Source organism: Rhodoferax sp. AJA081-3, assembly GCF_017798165.1.
Classification (GTDB): Bacteria; Pseudomonadota; Gammaproteobacteria; order Burkholderiales; family Burkholderiaceae_C; genus Allorhodoferax.
Window position 1 is genome coordinate 1,036,645 of sequence record NZ_CP059068.1, and the last position, 15,886, is coordinate 1,052,530.

The 15,886-nt window shown below is 60.8% G+C and carries 16 protein-coding genes; 3 read left to right on the forward strand and 13 right to left on the reverse strand.

Going from position 1 to position 15,886, the window contains the following annotated elements; translation table 11 throughout:
* Nucleotides 1-14: 14 nt before the first annotated feature.
* Both HZ993_RS04830 and HZ993_RS04835 read right to left on the reverse strand, forming a co-directional pair.
* Nucleotides 15-2,120 carry a PAS domain S-box protein gene (locus tag HZ993_RS04830; RefSeq protein WP_209396132.1) on the reverse strand — a complete coding sequence of 702 codons (2,106 nt, stop codon included), beginning with the start codon at nt 2,118-2,120 and terminating at the stop codon, nt 15-17.
* Nucleotides 2,113-2,847, reverse strand: a complete 735-nt coding sequence (locus HZ993_RS04835) for a winged helix-turn-helix domain-containing protein (RefSeq protein ID WP_209396133.1) — start codon at nt 2,845-2,847, stop codon at nt 2,113-2,115. Before HZ993_RS04835 ends, HZ993_RS04830 begins: the two co-directional genes overlap by 8 nt.
* 248 nt (nt 2,848-3,095) lie before the next feature.
* Here HZ993_RS04835 and HZ993_RS04840 point away from each other — a divergent pair, with 248 nt between their 5' ends.
* Nucleotides 3,096-4,487, forward strand: coding sequence for a wax ester/triacylglycerol synthase family O-acyltransferase (locus tag HZ993_RS04840; RefSeq protein ID WP_209396134.1), 1,392 nt, complete (start codon nt 3,096-3,098; stop codon nt 4,485-4,487).
* A gap of 12 nt (nt 4,488-4,499) precedes the next feature.
* Here HZ993_RS04840 and HZ993_RS04845 read toward each other — a convergent pair whose 3' ends face one another.
* Together HZ993_RS04845 and hemN are read right to left on the reverse strand one after the other, a co-directional pair.
* Nucleotides 4,500-5,189 (reverse strand): sulfite exporter TauE/SafE family protein, encoded by a 690-nt coding sequence (locus HZ993_RS04845; protein WP_209396135.1) that lies wholly within the window; start codon nt 5,187-5,189, stop codon nt 4,500-4,502.
* 9 nt (nt 5,190-5,198) lie between these two features.
* Nucleotides 5,199-6,593 (reverse strand): oxygen-independent coproporphyrinogen III oxidase, encoded by a 1,395-nt coding sequence (gene hemN / locus HZ993_RS04850; RefSeq protein ID WP_209396136.1) that lies wholly within the window; start codon nt 6,591-6,593, stop codon nt 5,199-5,201.
* Nucleotides 6,594-6,711: 118 nt separating this feature from the next.
* Between hemN and fnr the strand changes: the two genes are divergently transcribed.
* On the forward strand, nt 6,712-7,497 hold the full coding sequence (gene fnr / locus HZ993_RS04855; protein ID WP_371816962.1) for a fumarate/nitrate reduction transcriptional regulator Fnr: 786 nt from the start codon (nt 6,712-6,714) through the stop codon (nt 7,495-7,497).
* Here the strand turns inward: fnr and HZ993_RS04860 are convergent.
* The 9 genes from HZ993_RS04860 to HZ993_RS04900 form a co-directional block, all read right to left on the reverse strand.
* A complete protein-coding gene (locus HZ993_RS04860; RefSeq protein WP_209396137.1) occupies nt 7,494-7,730 on the reverse strand; it encodes a hypothetical protein in 237 nt (78 codons plus the stop codon). The genes fnr and HZ993_RS04860 overlap by 4 nt on opposite strands.
* Nucleotides 7,731-7,736: 6 nt before the next feature.
* The gene (locus HZ993_RS04865; protein ID WP_209396138.1) at nt 7,737-8,009 is read right to left on the reverse strand and encodes a FixH family protein; all 273 of its coding nucleotides are present in this window, start codon (nt 8,007-8,009) and stop codon (nt 7,737-7,739) included.
* A 23-nt stretch (nt 8,010-8,032) separates the two neighbouring features.
* Nucleotides 8,033-9,499 carry a cytochrome c oxidase accessory protein CcoG gene (gene ccoG, locus HZ993_RS04870; protein ID WP_371816963.1) on the reverse strand — a complete coding sequence of 489 codons (1,467 nt, stop codon included), beginning with the start codon at nt 9,497-9,499 and terminating at the stop codon, nt 8,033-8,035.
* Between the two features lie 24 nt (nt 9,500-9,523).
* Nucleotides 9,524-10,438, reverse strand: coding sequence for a cytochrome-c oxidase, cbb3-type subunit III (gene ccoP, locus HZ993_RS04875; protein ID WP_209396139.1), 915 nt, complete (start codon nt 10,436-10,438; stop codon nt 9,524-9,526).
* Nucleotides 10,439-10,460: 22 nt separating this feature from the next.
* On the reverse strand, nt 10,461-10,604 hold the full coding sequence (locus HZ993_RS04880) for a CcoQ/FixQ family Cbb3-type cytochrome c oxidase assembly chaperone (protein ID WP_209396140.1): 144 nt from the start codon (nt 10,602-10,604) through the stop codon (nt 10,461-10,463).
* Nucleotides 10,605-10,621: 17 nt separating this feature from the next.
* Nucleotides 10,622-11,248, reverse strand: a complete 627-nt coding sequence (ccoO, locus tag HZ993_RS04885) for a cytochrome-c oxidase, cbb3-type subunit II (RefSeq protein ID WP_209396141.1) — start codon at nt 11,246-11,248, stop codon at nt 10,622-10,624.
* A 28-nt stretch (nt 11,249-11,276) separates the two neighbouring features.
* Nucleotides 11,277-12,713: a cytochrome-c oxidase, cbb3-type subunit I gene (gene ccoN / locus HZ993_RS04890; protein ID WP_209396142.1), complete on the reverse strand. Its 1,437-nt coding sequence runs from the start codon at nt 12,711-12,713 to the stop codon at nt 11,277-11,279.
* Between the two features lie 100 nt (nt 12,714-12,813).
* Nucleotides 12,814-12,951 (reverse strand): cbb3-type cytochrome oxidase assembly protein CcoS, encoded by a 138-nt coding sequence (gene ccoS / locus HZ993_RS04895; RefSeq protein WP_209396143.1) that lies wholly within the window; start codon nt 12,949-12,951, stop codon nt 12,814-12,816.
* Complete coding sequence (locus HZ993_RS04900; protein ID WP_209396144.1) at nt 12,951-15,323, reverse strand: cation-translocating P-type ATPase; 2,373 nt, start codon at nt 15,321-15,323, stop codon at nt 12,951-12,953. The genes ccoS and HZ993_RS04900 overlap by 1 nt, the downstream gene beginning before the upstream one ends.
* Before the next feature lie 107 nt (nt 15,324-15,430).
* Here HZ993_RS04900 and HZ993_RS04905 point away from each other — a divergent pair, with 107 nt between their 5' ends.
* On the forward strand, nt 15,431-15,874 hold the full coding sequence (locus HZ993_RS04905; RefSeq protein ID WP_209396145.1) for a universal stress protein: 444 nt from the start codon (nt 15,431-15,433) through the stop codon (nt 15,872-15,874).
* Nucleotides 15,875-15,886 lie beyond the last annotated feature (12 nt).

Here is a 15,886-nt window from a genome sequence, read left to right on the forward strand (position 1 = left end):
CGGACCGCGCGGACTCAAGCCGATTTGCGGATAGCCAACACGCGGACAATGGCGCCAGCCAATTCCTCACGGCTATAGGGTTTGCGCAGCAGTTCCCATTCGTGCGGGGAGTCTCTGTCTGCGTCCAGCAACTCAGACGAGAACCCAGACATCAGCAACACGCCCAGTCCTGGAAATCGCCTTTGGGCGAGCAACGCCAGTTCGGTTCCGCGCATACCGGTGCCCAATGCGATATCGCTAACCAACAAAGCATGATCGGCCTCAGGAGTCAGTAGCAACAATGCCTGCTCTGCATTGACCGCCTCGGTCACGGCGCAGCCCAAGGCGACAAGAAAGGCGTGCACCACTTCACGCACTTCATGGTCGTCCTCGACCAAGAGAACCCGAAGCCCTTTTGGAACCTCCACATCCACGCTTTCCGCCAGCACGACCGGGTGGCCCACGCCTTGGTTGGGGCGCGGTAGAAACAGAGTGACCATGGTGCCTTGACTGGGAGTGCTGTCCATCGCTACGGCGCCATGCGACTGTTTCGCGAATCCATAAACCGTGCTCAACCCCAATCCGGTACCCCGGCCAGCCTCCTTGGTGGTAAAAAAAGGCTCAAAGGCGCGGTCGCGCACTGCATCAGGCATACCGCAACCTGTATCTGTCACGCATATCGCTACAAATGTGCGGTTTTGGCCGTCCTCCAGCTCGCTACGGACCGCGGCAGAGGGAACTTCGCAGACCCGTGCCGAGAAACGCAGCAACCCACCGTCGGGCATGGCATCGCGCGCATTGATCGCAATATTGAGTAGCGCAGCTTCGAGCTGTCCAGGATCGGCCTGCACCGCCGGACAATCTGGCATCACGCCCACCTCGATGCGTATGCGCTGGTCCAAGGTTCTGCGCAGCATGCCCGCCAGCGAGCCCAACAGCGCGCCCACATCCACGGAAGAAGGTTGCAAGACTTGGCGACGGGAAAACGCCAAGAGCTTAGCGGTAAGTTCTGCCCCTCGTTTGCTGGCACGTGTAGCGGCACTTACCAGTTGCTGGCCGAATGCGTCTCCATCCAGGGCGGGCAATTCTTCCAGAACCTGGAGGTTGCCTTGTATCACGGTGAGCAAATTATTGAAATCGTGCGCTATGCCACCTGTCAACTGGCCAACACTTTCCAGCCGCTGAGCATGGTTGAGGGCATCTTCAGATTGGGCCCGCTGCAAACTGGTAGCTAGCAGATTTGACAACGACTCCAGAAAGCGCATTTCGTCGCTGTCGAATCGTTTGCCCTCTCGCGAACGCACGGCCAGCGCACCAATCACGCGCCCGCGGTCCGACAGCGGTACGGCCAGCGCGCTGACTAAGCTGGCCTCCAGATAGGTAGGCGGCACCGTAAATCGTTGCTCGGTGCGATAGTCTTGCACCACAACCGTCTGCCCACAGTTCAATACGTATCCGGGTGGCGTGTCGGGCCGATTGGCAATCAGCGACCCAACCTCTTCCCCGGGCAATTGGCCTATACCGCTGGCAATGCGGAATTCCAGTCGGTTGGGCTCTAGCAGGAAAACCCTGGCCACTTCTACCTGCAACGCGGCGGCGGCGATCACTGGTACCTGGTCGAGCAGTACCTGCGGGTCGCGCGTATCGACCGCAAGACGCCCCAGTTGGGCCAGGTGCTCGCTGTAACGAGCCCGCTGCAAGGCCTGCTTGACGCGAGGGTAGGCACCGATGTCGCGAATGGCCGCAACAACGAACGGCAGACCATGGCTCTGCAGAGGACTCAGCGCAATCTCGACCATTACCTCGCTGCCATTCTTGCACCGCGCCACAAGGTCCATTTGTGTACCCATGGGCCTTTGCCTCGGCGAACTGCCATAGGCCTCCCGGTAGGCGGCGTGCCTTGGGCGAATACTGTCTGGCACCAGTGCGTCCACTGGCATACCTTGTAACTCCTGCACACCATACCCCAACAGCTTCGCAGCAGAAGGGTTGGCCAACACGATAACTCCCGACTGGTTTACGAGTAGCAATGCGTCCGGGTAAGCGAGAAACAGCGATCGGAACACGCTGTTTTCGTCCGCACCGGAGAGAAAGTCGCGCGGCGCGAAGTGATCATCCGGTAGTTCGGCCTCTTCAGACATGGGTTACCAATGGTACGAAGATGTAGCCTGCGCCACGTACAGACTTCAGGATTTGCGGGTCTTCGGGGTCACTCTCGAGTTTCTTGCGCAGTCGTCCAATCTGGACGTCGATCGTGCGGTCAAATGGAGCGGCTTCACGGCCTCGCGTTTGCTCCAAAAGAAAGTCTCGGGACAATACACGCCCTGGGCTCTTGGCAAAGGCACACAGCAGTTCGAATTCGCCGGTAGTCAGCGGTACATGTTGACGATGCGGGTCGAGCAACCGACGTGCTGCAGTGTCCAGCTCCCAGCCAGCGAAGCTCAGTGCAGTACCTGCAGCGCTGGGTGTAGATTGTTCGGCAGGGGTCATGCGCCGCAAGACCGCCTTGATACGTGCCAACAATTCGCGCAAATCGAAGGGCTTTGTAACGTAGTCGTCCGCGCCGACCTCCAATCCAACCACTTTGTCAACTGCATCGCCACGGCCAGTAACAATAACCAGTCCACAGCGCCAATGCTCGCGCAACTGGCGCGCGATGGAAAAACCGTCCTCGCCAGGCAAACCCAGGTCCAGGAGCACCAAGATAGGTGGATCCGAGCGCATAAGGTCCATCAGCGCGCGGCCATTGTGCAGTTGGGTAACCCGATAGCCGTGGGGTTTCAGGTAGTTGGCCAGCAGCAGCGTAATGTCGGCCTCATCGTCGAGGACTGCTATATGGCCTGTAGCGGTCGCGGGCGCAATTGCCATTGGAGTTCTCATCCCTTTAGCACCGTATTCAGTGCAATCGCAGTCTAGCAGAGGCACAGTAGTAAGGTCTTTATGGCCCAAGCTCCAGAAAGGTTGGTCGGCAACCCTTCGACCGGGACCCCTCACTAATATCGCACCGCCAAATTGACCGAAGCCAGCGCATCGCCTACAGTGCGCACAGGCACCCAGGCCTTAACCTGTTCTTGCCAAAGAATTAAGCACAACGGCCCTAGCAAAGAACATAAAACATGAGCAAACTGTCCCTACTCGACCTTGGTTTTTTCATCGCAGAGACCGAGGCCAGCCCCAAACACGTAGCCGGTTTGCTGATCTTCAAACGCCCACCCAAGTCCACGCCCGCGTTTGCCAAAAACCTGTTCAAGGAATACCTGGCCGCCAGTGATGTCAAGCCGCCGTTCAACCGGGTGATCCAGTTCACGATGGGCTCCTGGCCCTACTGGCAGCCGATCGAGAAGCTGGACATGTCGCAACACGTGTTCTTCCACACCATGCCCAAGGGCGCCAACGACCGTGCCGCGCTGTACGCCTTTGTGTCCCAGCTGCACACTCCCATGTTGGACCGCAGCCGCCCGCTGTGGGAGGTGCATGTGATTGACGGCCTGCCAGACGGCAAGTTTGCGCTGTACCAGAAGATGCACCACGCCTATGCCGATGGTGTGACCATGGCGCGCTGGACGGCCGAGTGTTATTCCACCTCCCCCACCGACATGGACCAGGTCCCGGTATGGACGCAAAAACACGGCGGCCACGGCGGCAGCCGCAGCGCCCGGGCCAAGCAGGAGCTGTTGCAGATGACCTGGAAAGAGGTGACCGGCAACACCCGGCGCTTCCTGGGCATTGGTCGCCTGGCCGCCATGCTGCTGCTGGAAAGTGTGAAGTTGACCAAAAACGCCATCGCCCTGCCCTTTGTCTCCAGCGCCAAAACGCCATTGACGGGCCAGGTCACATCCGGCCGCCAGTTCGCCACCGCCGGTGTGTCCATGGAGCGGGTCAACGCCATCCGCACCCGCACCCGCTCTACCCTCAACCACATTGCGCTGACCTGCCTGGACGGCGCGCTGCGCCGCTACCTGCAAGACCAGGGTGTGGAGTTGCGCCGCCCCATCACGATCCAGATGCCCGTCAACCTGCGCAAAGAGGGCGAGAAAACGGCGGGCAACAAGATCGGCATCATCCAGGTGGAGCTGTCTCCCCCCACAGACGACCCCTATGTGCGCCTGCGCAACATTGGCTACAGCCTGCGCAATGTGCGCACCATGGTCGACAGCGTGGCGCCAGAGGCCATTGAGTCCTACACCATCATCACCGGCCTGGTGGCCCAGATTGCCGAGACACTCAAGCTCAGCAACAAGATGCCACCCATGGGCAACACGCTGGTGTCCAACGTGCCCGGCCCCAAGGAACACCTGTACATCAAGGGTGCCCGCATGGAAGAGATGCACCCCATCAGCACGCTGCCACCCAGCAATCTGCTGAACATCACGCTGTTCAGTTATGCGGGTGATCTGTTCTTTGGCCTGATTGCGACAGACGAACTACCCAACCTGGAGCGCCTGGGTGTGTATGTGGAAGAGGCCTTTGGTGAGCTGGAAGCCTCGGTGCGCGACGCGCACATGTAGAGCACGCTGGGGCTACGGCACCACACACCATGGCGCGGTGTTATGCGCCAGGGCCATCCATAAGGCCCAGCCCGAACTGGCTGCCAGCGCCACGCCTGCCAGGCGCACACCCCACTGCCCGCTGCCAGGGTGTGCGGGCGAGCCACGCAGGCGCAGCCAGAGCACGGGCCCCAAAAACAGGGTGACGCTGGTACCCAGCGCAAACAGCGCCATGACCATGGCTCCGCCCGCCACGCTACCCGCCAGCGCTGCGACCATCACCGCCGAATACAGCAAACCGCAGGGCAACAGCGCCCACAGGCTACCCAGCAGTAGGGGCGCACCCGCGCCACCCGTGCCGGCAAAAGACCGTGCGCGTGCCCAGACCTTGCGTGCCCCCTGCTCCAGCCACACCGGCTGGCGCGCCTGCACCAGCAGCACCATACCCAGCACAAAAGCCGCCACATGGAACAGCGACCACACTGGGCGCAGCGCGGCAGACTGCACGGCCAACCAGCCCAGGCCTTGTAACGACGCAGCCGCCAGACCACCCAGTACCGAATAACCTGCTATGCGCCCCACCTGGAAGAGCAATAGTGCCGATTGCTTGCGCGGGCCGGCCGCCTGGCCAATGCCCGCGCAGGCGGCGCCACACATGGCGACGCAATGCGGGCCGCCCACCAGGCCCATCAGCAAGGCGGTGAGCGCCAGGGATGATTGCATGCAGTGCTGTTAGATGATTTTTGAAAAGCGGGCCCGCGTACGGTCCGACTGCAAGTATCGGTCAAACACCATGGCCACGGCACGCACAAAAAACCATCCCTGTGGCGTCACCTCGATGCCGGACGCATCGATTTGGACCAGCCCCTGGTCTGCCAGCGGCTTCAACTCTTCCAGCTCCTTGGCGAAGTAGCTCCGAAAATCCAGCAAGTGGGCCGCTTCAACGGCATCAAAATCCAGTTGCCCCTGGCACATCAGGGCCATGATGACGCAGCGGCGCACCAGGTCATCACGTGTCAGCGCCAGGCCACGTACCACGGGGAAACGTCCCTGGTCCAGAAAATCGCAATACTCCTCCATGGTCTTGGCGTTTTGGCTGTAGGTGGCGCCTATGCGGCCAATGGCCGACACGCCCAGGCCGATCAGGTCGCAATCGGGCTGGGTGCTGTAACCCTGGAAGTTGCGGTGCAGCCGCCCCTGGCGCTTGGCCACGGCCAGGGCATCGTCCGGCAAGGCAAAGTGGTCCATGCCCACATACACATAACCGGCCTTGCGAAAGGCCTCCAGCGAACGCGACAACATGGACACTTTGGCACCGCCGCTGGGCAACTCCACAATCGCAATACGCCGCTGCGGCTTGAAACGCTCGGGCAGGTGGGCATAGGCGTACAGCGCAATGCGGTCCGGGCGCAGGGCGTTGACCTGGGCCAGGGTGCGGTCAAACGACTCGGGGCTTTGGCGCGGCAGGCCGTAGATCAGGTCCACATTGATGGACTCAAACCCCCGCGCCCGTGCGGCCTCTACCAGCGCAAACACCTGCTCCGCCGGTTGCACCCGGTGCACGGCTTTTTGCACCGCGGGGTCAAAGTCCTGCACACCAAAACTGAGCCGGTTAAAGCCCAGCGCGGCCAGGGTATCGAGGCGGGCTGCGTCCACCGTGCGGGGGTCTACCTCTATGGAGTACTCGCCCCCAGGTGCCAGGGTAAAGCTGCGGCGCAGCATGGCCATCAACTCGCCCAGCTCGGCGTCGTTCAGAAACGTGGGGCTCCCCCCGCCCAGGTGCAATTGGCTGATGGTCTGCCCCACGCCCAGGCGCTCGGTGTGCAGGTCTACCTCGCGGCTCAAATACCGCAGGTAGGGCGCGGCACGGTCGTGGTGCTTGGTGATGATCTTGTTGCAGGCACAGTAGTAACACAGGGACTCACAAAACGGGATGTGCACATAAACCGACAAGGGCATGGGCCGCGCTACCACCCCGCTGCGCCGCTGGTCCAAGGCCCGCCCATAGTCTTCAGCCCCAAAGGCCTCCACAAAACGGTCAGCCGTGGGGTACGAGGTGTAACGTGGGCCGGGCACGTCAAACCTTTTCAGCATCTCGTCTGATACGGTTTCAGCGGCGAACGTCATACAAAACTCCTGAACATATGGCCCGCACTGTGCGGGAAAATCGCCTGTGACAGCTTGATTTGCATCAAAGACTTCGAATGTGAGTAAACTGGACCGAATCCGCACCTCTTTGCACCCCATGCTTGACCACACCCCGCCATCGACACCGAGCCGCACCGATACGAAAGCCAAACCGACCATCGGAATAGCGGCACATTCCATCAAAATTGCATGCTCCAACTGCAATTTGCGTGAGTTGTGCATGCCCATGGGGCTAAGCCAGTCCGAGCTGGACCGCATCGACGAAGTGGTGGCCAGCCGGCGCAAGGTCAAACGTGGAGGTACGCTGTTTCGCAATGGCGAAAAGTTCACCAGCCTGTATGCCATTCGCACCGGCTTTTTCAAAACCTGTGTCACCACCGAAGACGGCCGCGACCAGGTGACGGGCTTTCAGATGGCCGGTGAAGTGATTGGCCTGGACGGTATCGTCAACGATGTGCATACCTGTGATTCGGTCGCGCTGGAAGACGCCGAGGTCTGCGTCATGCCCTTTGACCGCATAGAAGAACTCTCACGCGAGGTGAATGCGCTGCAGCACCATGTGCACAAGATCATGAGCCGTGAAATCGTCCGTGAGAACGGCGTCATGCTGCTGTTGGGCAGCATGCGGGCCGAAGAACGCCTAGCCGCCTTCCTGCTCAACCTGATGCAGCGGCTGCATGCGCGGGGGTTTTCACAGTCCGAGCTGGTGCTGCGTATGACACGCGAAGAAATCGGCAGTTATATGGGCCTGAAGCTCGAAACCGTCAGCCGCACCTTCTCCAAGTTTGTTGAAGACGGCATCATCGAAGTGAAGCAGCGCCAGATCCGCATCATCAATGGTGATGCACTGCGCAATATCGTGAGCGCCCGGGCCGACTGCTAATCGTTCACCTCGGGCGACGACATGGCCAGCAGCACCGTCAGTCCGCCTGACACCGCGGTGATGGCCCAGAACACAAAAAAAGCGGCGGTGTAAATCGCCTGGCGTGACCACTCCAGTGGGGCACCAAACCAATGGATGTCTTGCGGGTCTACCATGGCAAAAACCAGCACCTCTAGCACACCGGCCATCAAAAAGGCGGGCCACACAACCCACATCAGGCGTTGCTGCAACATGGCGGTTTACTGGGGTGCCTTCACACCGGTAGCGGCATGGTTGCGGGCCTCTTTGGCGGGCGCCAGGCTGGCCGGGTTGTCACTCAGCGTCTTGTTGATGGCCAGGCCCTTGCGGTAATAGTCTTCGTCCACCACCGGGTCCTGGCCCACGATGGCCAGATAGGCTGTGATAAACGAAGCCACCACCACCAGAACCGGTCCTGCAATCACCAACCACACATGGCCGTAACGCCACCAGGGGCGCGACTCGGTGGCGGGGGTCATATTGGTGTGCTGCATAGAGCCTCCTGCAGGGTTAAACATTAACGGGGAACAATAAAAACGGACTTCTCGACCACACGGCCCAAGGACGCAGGGCCGGTTATCACAAAATGGATGGTATGCGAGCCCGGGGCCGCAGCATCGGGTGGCAGTTGCAAGCGTACGGCGACCCAGCGGGCCTGGGTGGAGTCGATGCTGACATCCTTGTCGGACACCACCACCAGCCCAGGCAATCCCTCAACCCCGATGCTGAAGTCTTGTGCGGCCTCGGTGGCGTTCATGATCTGCAGCCGGTACACGTTCTCAATACGGCCGGCCTCCACCATGCGGGCCAGCATGCCACGGTCACGCACCACATCCACCTTGAACGGGGTGCGCATGGCAAGGCTCACCACCATGGCCAGCACAACCGTGCCCAAAATGGCCGAATAAATCAGCACGCGGGGGCGCAACACATGGCGCAGGGTCTGGGCCTTGGTCCAGTGCTGGTTGACGGCGTTTTGGGTGGAGTACTTGATGAGGCCTGGCGCGTACCCCATCTTGTCCATAACACCGTCGCACACATCGGCACAGGCACCACAGCCAATACATTCGTACTGCAGCCCGTCACGTATGTCGATGCCGGTGGGACACACCTGCACACACAGGCTGCAGTTGACACAGGCGCCCAGATTCAGGGTCAAGGGGTCAGCCTTGCGCGATCGGGCACCACGCGGCTCCCCACGCTCTTCGTCGTAGGTGACGATCAGCGTGTCCTTGTCAAACATGGCGCTCTGGAAGCGCGCATAGGGGCACATGTGCAGACACACCTGTTCACGCATGAAGCCCGCGTTGCCATACGTGGCAAATGCATAAAAGATAGACCAGAACACTTCCCAGGTGCCCATCTTCAGCTGAACAAACGCACCTGCCAGCTCGTGTATGGGGGTGAAATAACCCACAAAGGTAAAACCAGTCCATGCCGCCAATACAAGCCACAGAAAATGCTTGGCCGATTTACGCAGCAACCAATCCGCATTGCGCGGGCCACTATCCCGCCGCATACGGGCAGATCGGTCACCCTCGGTCTTTTTCTCCAGCCACAGAAACATCTCGGTATAGACCGTCTGGGGGCAGGCATAACCACACCACAAACGCCCTGCCACCGCCGTGAACAGAAACAATGAAAACGCCGAGATGACCAGAAGTCCCGTCAGGTAAATAAAGTCCTGCGGGTACAACACCAGGCCAAAGATGTAAAACCGCCGCGCGCCCAGGTCAAACAGCACGGCCTGGCGCTGGCCCCACTCCAGCCAGGGCAAGCCGTAAAACACCAGTTGGGTCAGAAACACCATGCCCCAGCGCCAATTTGAGAAAAAACCCGAGACGCTGCGCGGGTAGATCTTCTGGTGCGCCTCGTACAGCGACACCATCTCCGCGTCGGCTCCCGCTGGGGGAGCTATGGGGCTCTTGTCCTTTGACGCCGCAATGTGGATGACCTTGCGGGGCGTGGCGGCGGTATCGTCCAAATCCTGTGTCTTTCTGGCGGGTGTTTACTTGGGTTTGGCGCTGTTGTTCGACAGGCCCCACACATACGACGCCAATACCTGGATCTGGCTGGCATTCAGGCGGTCGGCCTGGGCCGGCATCTGGTTGACCTTGCCATTGTTGACCATTGCGGCGATAGCGTTTTCGCCAAAGCCGTGCAGCCAGATGTCGTCCGTGAGGTTGGGGGCGCCCAGGGCCTGGTTGCCCTTGCCATCCATGCCGTGACAGGCTGCGCAGGCCATGAACTTCTCTTTGCCCAGGGCGGCACGCACCGAATCGTTGGGGCTTTTGGACAGGCCCAACACATAGTTGGCCAGATTCTTGACGTCTTCACCATTGCCCACGGCAGCACCCATGGGGGGCATGTTGCCAGCGCGGCCCAGTGTGATGGACTCCTTGATCTTGTCGGGCGCACCACCGTATAGCCAATCGCCGTCCGTCAAATTGGGGATGCCTTTAGCACCGCGGGCGTCCGAACCGTGGCATTGCGAACAGTTGTTCATGAACAAGCGCTCGCCAATGGCCTGGGCCTGCGGGTCCCGTGCAATATCTTCCGGAGTCATGGCAGCAAACTTGGCGTACAGGGGAGCGGTTTCACGCTCACCCGCGGCAACCTCGGCTTGGAGCGCACCCACCTGCGTCCAGCCCAGCTTGCCGGCGTAGCTGCCCAAACCGGGGTAGAGGACCAAGTAGGCCAAGGCAAACACAATCGTGATGACAAACAACCAGGCCCACCAGCGTGGCAGCGGGTTGTTCATCTCACGCAGATCGCCATCCCACACGTGGCCGGTGGTGTTGTCATCGGCTGTCATGGCACGTGCCTTGCCACTGAACCACAGAAGCAGCAGGCACGCCAGTATGCTCACCACGGTGATACCGGCTACATAAATCGACCAGAAGTCGCTTGTAAAGTCGCTCATTTTCTAATCCTTCTGGCTGGGTTCAGTCCTGCTCGAACGGCAGTTTTGCGGCTTCAGAAAAGTCGTCTGCGCGGCGCTTGGACCAAGCCCACCACACAATGCCAATGAAAGTCACAAAGCTGGCCACGGTGGCGGCGGACCGCAGGGTGTTGATGTCGAGTTCCATAGTCCAATCCTTGGTTGTTATTTCAGGGCCAGGCCCAGCACCTGCAAATAGGCGATGGTGGCGTCCAGCTCGGTTTTGCCCTTGACATCGTCTGCCGCGCTGGCAATCTGCGCGTCGGTGTAGGGCACACCCACCGTGCGCAGGGCCTTCATGCGGCTGGCCATGCCGGCGGCATCGACTGGTGCTTTCTCCAGCCAGGGGTAGGCCGGCATGTTCGATTCGGGCACCAAGTCACGCGGGCTGATCAGGTGGGTGCGGTGCCAGTCATCGCTGTACTTGCCGCCCACGCGCGCCAGATCAGGCCCGGTGCGCTTGCTGCCCCACTGGAACGGGTGGTCGTACACCGACTCGCCCGCCACGGAGTAGTGGCCATACCGCAGCGTCTCGGACCGGAAGGGGCGGATCATCTGCGAGTGGCAGTTGTAGCAGCCCTCGCGGATGTAGACATCACGCCCCGCCAGTTGCAAGGCGGTGTAGGGCTGTATGCCTTTGATCGGCTCGGTGGTGGACTTCTGGAAGAACAGCGGAACAATTTCCACCATACCACCCACCAGCAGCACCAGCAGGATCAGCACAATCATCAGGAAGTTGTTGGTCTCGATCTTTTCGTGCGAGAACGGAGAGTTTTCGTTGTTGTTAGCCATGGTTTTTCCTAATCACTAATGCATTCGCTCAGGCGTAGGCCACACTGGTGGGAACCTTGACATCCACGGCACGTCCGGCGGTGGCGGTCTTCAGCGTGTTCCACAGCATGATCACCATGCCACCCAGGTACAGCAGACCACCCAGCAAGCGCAGCACATAAAACGGGTAGGTCGCCTTGACGGACTCCACAAAGGTGTAGGTCAGCGTGCCGTCGGCATTGATGGCGCGCCACATCAGGCCCTGCATCACACCGGCAATCCACATGGCGGCGATGTAGATCACGATGCCGATGGTGGCGGTCCAGAAGTGCACCTCGATGGCCTTGACGCTGTACATCTGCTTCTGGCCAAAGAGTTTGGGGATCAGGTAATACATGGAGCCCATGGTCACCAAGCCCACCCAACCCAGGGCTCCCGAGTGCACGTGGCCCACGGTCCAGTCGGTGTAGTGGCTCAGGGCGTTCACCGTCTTGATGGACATCATGGGGCCTTCAAAGGTGCTCATGCCGTAGAAGGACAGGGACACAATCAGGAAACGCAGGATGGGGTCATCGCGCAGTTTGTGCCAGGCGCCCGACAGGGTCATGATGCCGTTGATCATGCCGCCCCAACTGGGCGCCAACAGAATCAGTGAGAACACCATACCGACCGACTGTGTCCAGTCCGGCAGCGCTGTGTAGTGCAGGTGGTGGGGGCCGGCCCACATGTAGGTGAAGATCAGCGCCCAGAAGTGGACGATGGACAGGCGGTAGCTATAGACAGGACGCTCAGCCTGCTTGGGGATGAAGTAATACATCATGCCCAGGAAACCAGCAGTCAGGAAGAAACCCACCGCATTGTGGCCATACCACCACTGCACCATCGCGTCTTGCACACCGGCATATGCCGAGTAACTTTTCATCCAGTCCGCGGGAATGGCGGCACTGTTGACCAAGTGCAAGATGGCCACGGCCAGAATAAACGCACCAAAGAACCAGTTGGCCACGTAGATGTGTTTAACCCGGCGTGTGCCAATGGTGCCAAAAAACACAATGGCAAACGACACCCAGACCAGGGTGATCAGAATGTCAATGGGCCACTCCAGCTCGGCGTATTCCTTGCCTTGGGTGTAGCCCAGTGGCAGGGAAATGGCGGCCGCCACAATCACCAGTTGCCAACCCCAAAACGTAAATGCGGCCAGTTTGTCGCCAAACAGCCGCACCTGGCAGGTCCGCTGCGCCACGTAATAAGCCGAGGCAAACAAACCGCAACCCCCAAACGCAAAAATCACCGCGTTGGTGTGCAGCGGTCTGAGCCTGCCGTAACTGAGCCAGGATATGCCGAAGTTGAGTTCGGGCCAGGTCAGCTGCGCGGCGATGATGACACCGACCAGCATGCCCACCACGCCCCAGACGACCGTCATGATGGCGAACTGGCGCACAACCGTATCGTTGTAAACAGTCGCTTTTTGATTTGCAAATGCCATGTTTCTCTCTTTTGGGTTGAAGCTTGTGGAGGATTTTTGCTGGTGAGGGGCTCGGTGACCTTGACCCAGGTCAAGCACACACCAAAGACCTTAAAAATATTCAGGTATCTTTCAGAATACGTTCGCCTTCGGCCTCAATGTCTTCAAACTGCCCGCGGTCTATGGCCCACCATAAACCGCCCAGTATGAAAAACACCAACACCACCGACAGCGGGATCAGCAAATACAGAATATCCATCAGACAGCCTTTCTTGGCGTGGGCAAAACAGCGACCCGACTGGGCGCAAGGCGCAGGGCATTGAGTACCACCAGCAAGGAGCTGGCGGCCATACCCAAGCCGGCCAGCCAGGCTGGCAGCAGGCCCACAACGGCCAACGGTACACAGGCCGCGTTGTAAAGTAAAGCCCACCACAGGTTCTGCCGCACCACGGCCATGGTGCGCCGTGCCAACTGCAGTGTGTGCACCACAGCCATCAACTGCTCGCCCAGAATCACAAAATCTGCCTTGGACTGCGCCAGTGGAGCAGCCTGGCCAAACGCAAACGAGGCATGGGCCCCGGCCAGCACCGGACCGTCGTTCAGGCCATCACCCACCATGGCCACGGTGTGGCCCTGGGCCTGCAACTGGCGCAAGACATTCAGCTTGTCCTGGGGTGTGCACGCACCATGGGCCTGGGTAATGCCAGCCTGGGCGGCCACCCGGGCCACGGACACAGATCCGTCCCCCGACAGCATCAACACATCAACACCCAGTGTTTTCAGTGCAGACACGGCCTCTGCGGCCTGGGGGCGAAGGTCTTCCTGCAGGATGAAGCTTGCCAGCCAACCCTGGTCGTCGCGCAAATGGACCTGCAAGCCGGGTACACAACGCGCAGGCACCGCGCAGTAACTGGCCGACCCCAGGCGCAAAGCCGCCACGCTGGGTTCGGCGGCATTCAGGCCCACCCCGTACGCCAAACCAGCCACACCCTCCCCTGCACTTTCGGTGACGGCTTCACAGGTCCAGGTGGGTTCTTGACCACCCTGTTGTGGGGTGCTTGCCAAACGCGAGGCCTGTTCTTTCACCAAGGCACGCGACACCGGGTGCAGTGAATGCTGCGCCAGAGCCGCAGCCATGGCCAGTGCCTGCTGTGCCGACACACCCGCGCGTGTTTCCACAGCATCCAGCACCATGGCATCGCGCGTCAGCGTGCCGGTCTTGTCAAACACCAGCGTGTCCACCTTGGCCAGGGCCTCCAGCCCCTGCAGGCGGCGCACCAGCACACCACCACGTGCCAGGTTGCCGGCAGCGGCCAACATGGCGGCCGGTGTGGCCAGCGACAAGGCGCAGGGGCAGGTCACCACCAGCACGGCCACCGCCACCATCAGCGCATGGCCGGGGTCACGCCCCCACCACCAGGCGCAGGCGCCCGCGGCCGCCAGCAGCACGGCAATCAAAAAAGGCTTGGCAATACGGTCGGCCAGCACTGCGCCCTCGGGCTTGGTGGCAGACGCACTTTCCATCAGCGCCACGATCTGCGCAAAACGGGTGGCTGCACCCACGCGCTCCACACGCAGCTGCACCGTGCCCGTCAGGTTGTGGCTGCCGGACCAAACCAACTCACCCACGCGGCGGGCCAGCGGGCGGGACTCACCCGTCAGCAAGGCCTCGTCCACGCGGGTGCTACCCACCGTCAACACACCATCGGCCGTAAAGGTCTCGCCCGGGTGCACCCGCAGCACATCACCCACCTGCACGCGGCGGGCTGCCACGCGGGCAAACTGGCCGTCGGGCAACTGGCGCTCCACGCTGTCGGGCAGGCGGTTCATCAGGGCCTCCAGCGCGCCTGCGGTGCGGTCCCGCAAACGCAGCTCCAGCCAGCGGCCGGTCAGCAAGAAGAACACAAACATGGTCAGCGAGTCGAAATACACCTCGCGGCCAAAAACACCCTGTGGCTCGAAGGTACCCACCGTGCTCACGGCAAAGGTGATCACCATGCCCAGGGCAACCGGCAGGTCCATGCTGACCCGCGCGTGGGCCAGGTCGCGCAGCGCATTGCGAAAGAAGGGGCCACAGGAGAACAGCATGACCGGCAGCGTCAGCACCCAGGATGCCCAGCGCAACAGCTGCTCCATCTCGCCGCTCAGGTCACCCGGCAGCGCAACGTAGGCCGGGTAGGCATACATCATGACCTGCATCATGCACAGCCCCGCCACCAGCCAGCGCCACAGGGCCTGGCGGGTCTCACGCTTGCGGCGCTCGCTGGCAAACACATCATTGGCCGGCACGGCGCGGTAGCCGCTGGCCAGCACGGCCTGCATCCACACCGATGGCATCACATGTGCGGCCGACCACACAATTCTGGCCCGGTGGCTGGCCGCACCCACCTGGGCGCTCAGCACGCCGGGCACGGCTTTGAGCGCGTCCTCCACGGTGAGCGAACAGGCCGCGCAGTGCATGCCTTCGATCACCACATTGGACTCCCAGCACCCCGGCTCCTGCGCAGACGGCCGGCTGAAGGCGCTCCACTCCTGCGGGTCATCCAGCAGGGCCAAAACGTCCCGCGCAGGCACGACCGCTGACGACGGATCGACGGGCAAAGCCTGGATCACGGTAGCGGTAGTAAGCATGGGGGCCATTGTGCGGCGAAATGTTCGCATAGCGCTTGACCTATATCAAGCCCTGCCACGGCCGTGGGCAGTACGCTGGAGCCCTACAACTCGCAAGGAGCAAAAGCATGTACCAACGAATTCTGGTCGCTACCGATGGCTCGGAACTGTCCCAAAAAGCGGTCACCAGTGCCATAGACCTGGCAGCACTGTGTGGCGCCGAGTTGGTGGCCGTATCGGTGGTACCACGCTACCCCCAAAGTTACTTCGAAGGCGGCATGGTGCTGCAACCCGAAGAGATGCAGCGGGTCGAAAAACAATGGGCAGACAAGGGTCAGTCGGTGGTGGATGCCGTCAAACACACCGCAGCCGCCAAAGGTGTGAAGACCCAGGCCATCACCCTCACATCCGACGTGGTGTCCGACGCACTGATATCCGCCGCCACCAAACACCAGTGCGACTTGATCGTCATGGCCTCACACGGCCGCAGGGGCATTCAGCGCCTGCTGCTGGGCAGTGAGACACAGCATGTGCTGACCCATGCCAGCATTCCGGTGTTGGTTCTTAAGTGAAAATGGCCTGCA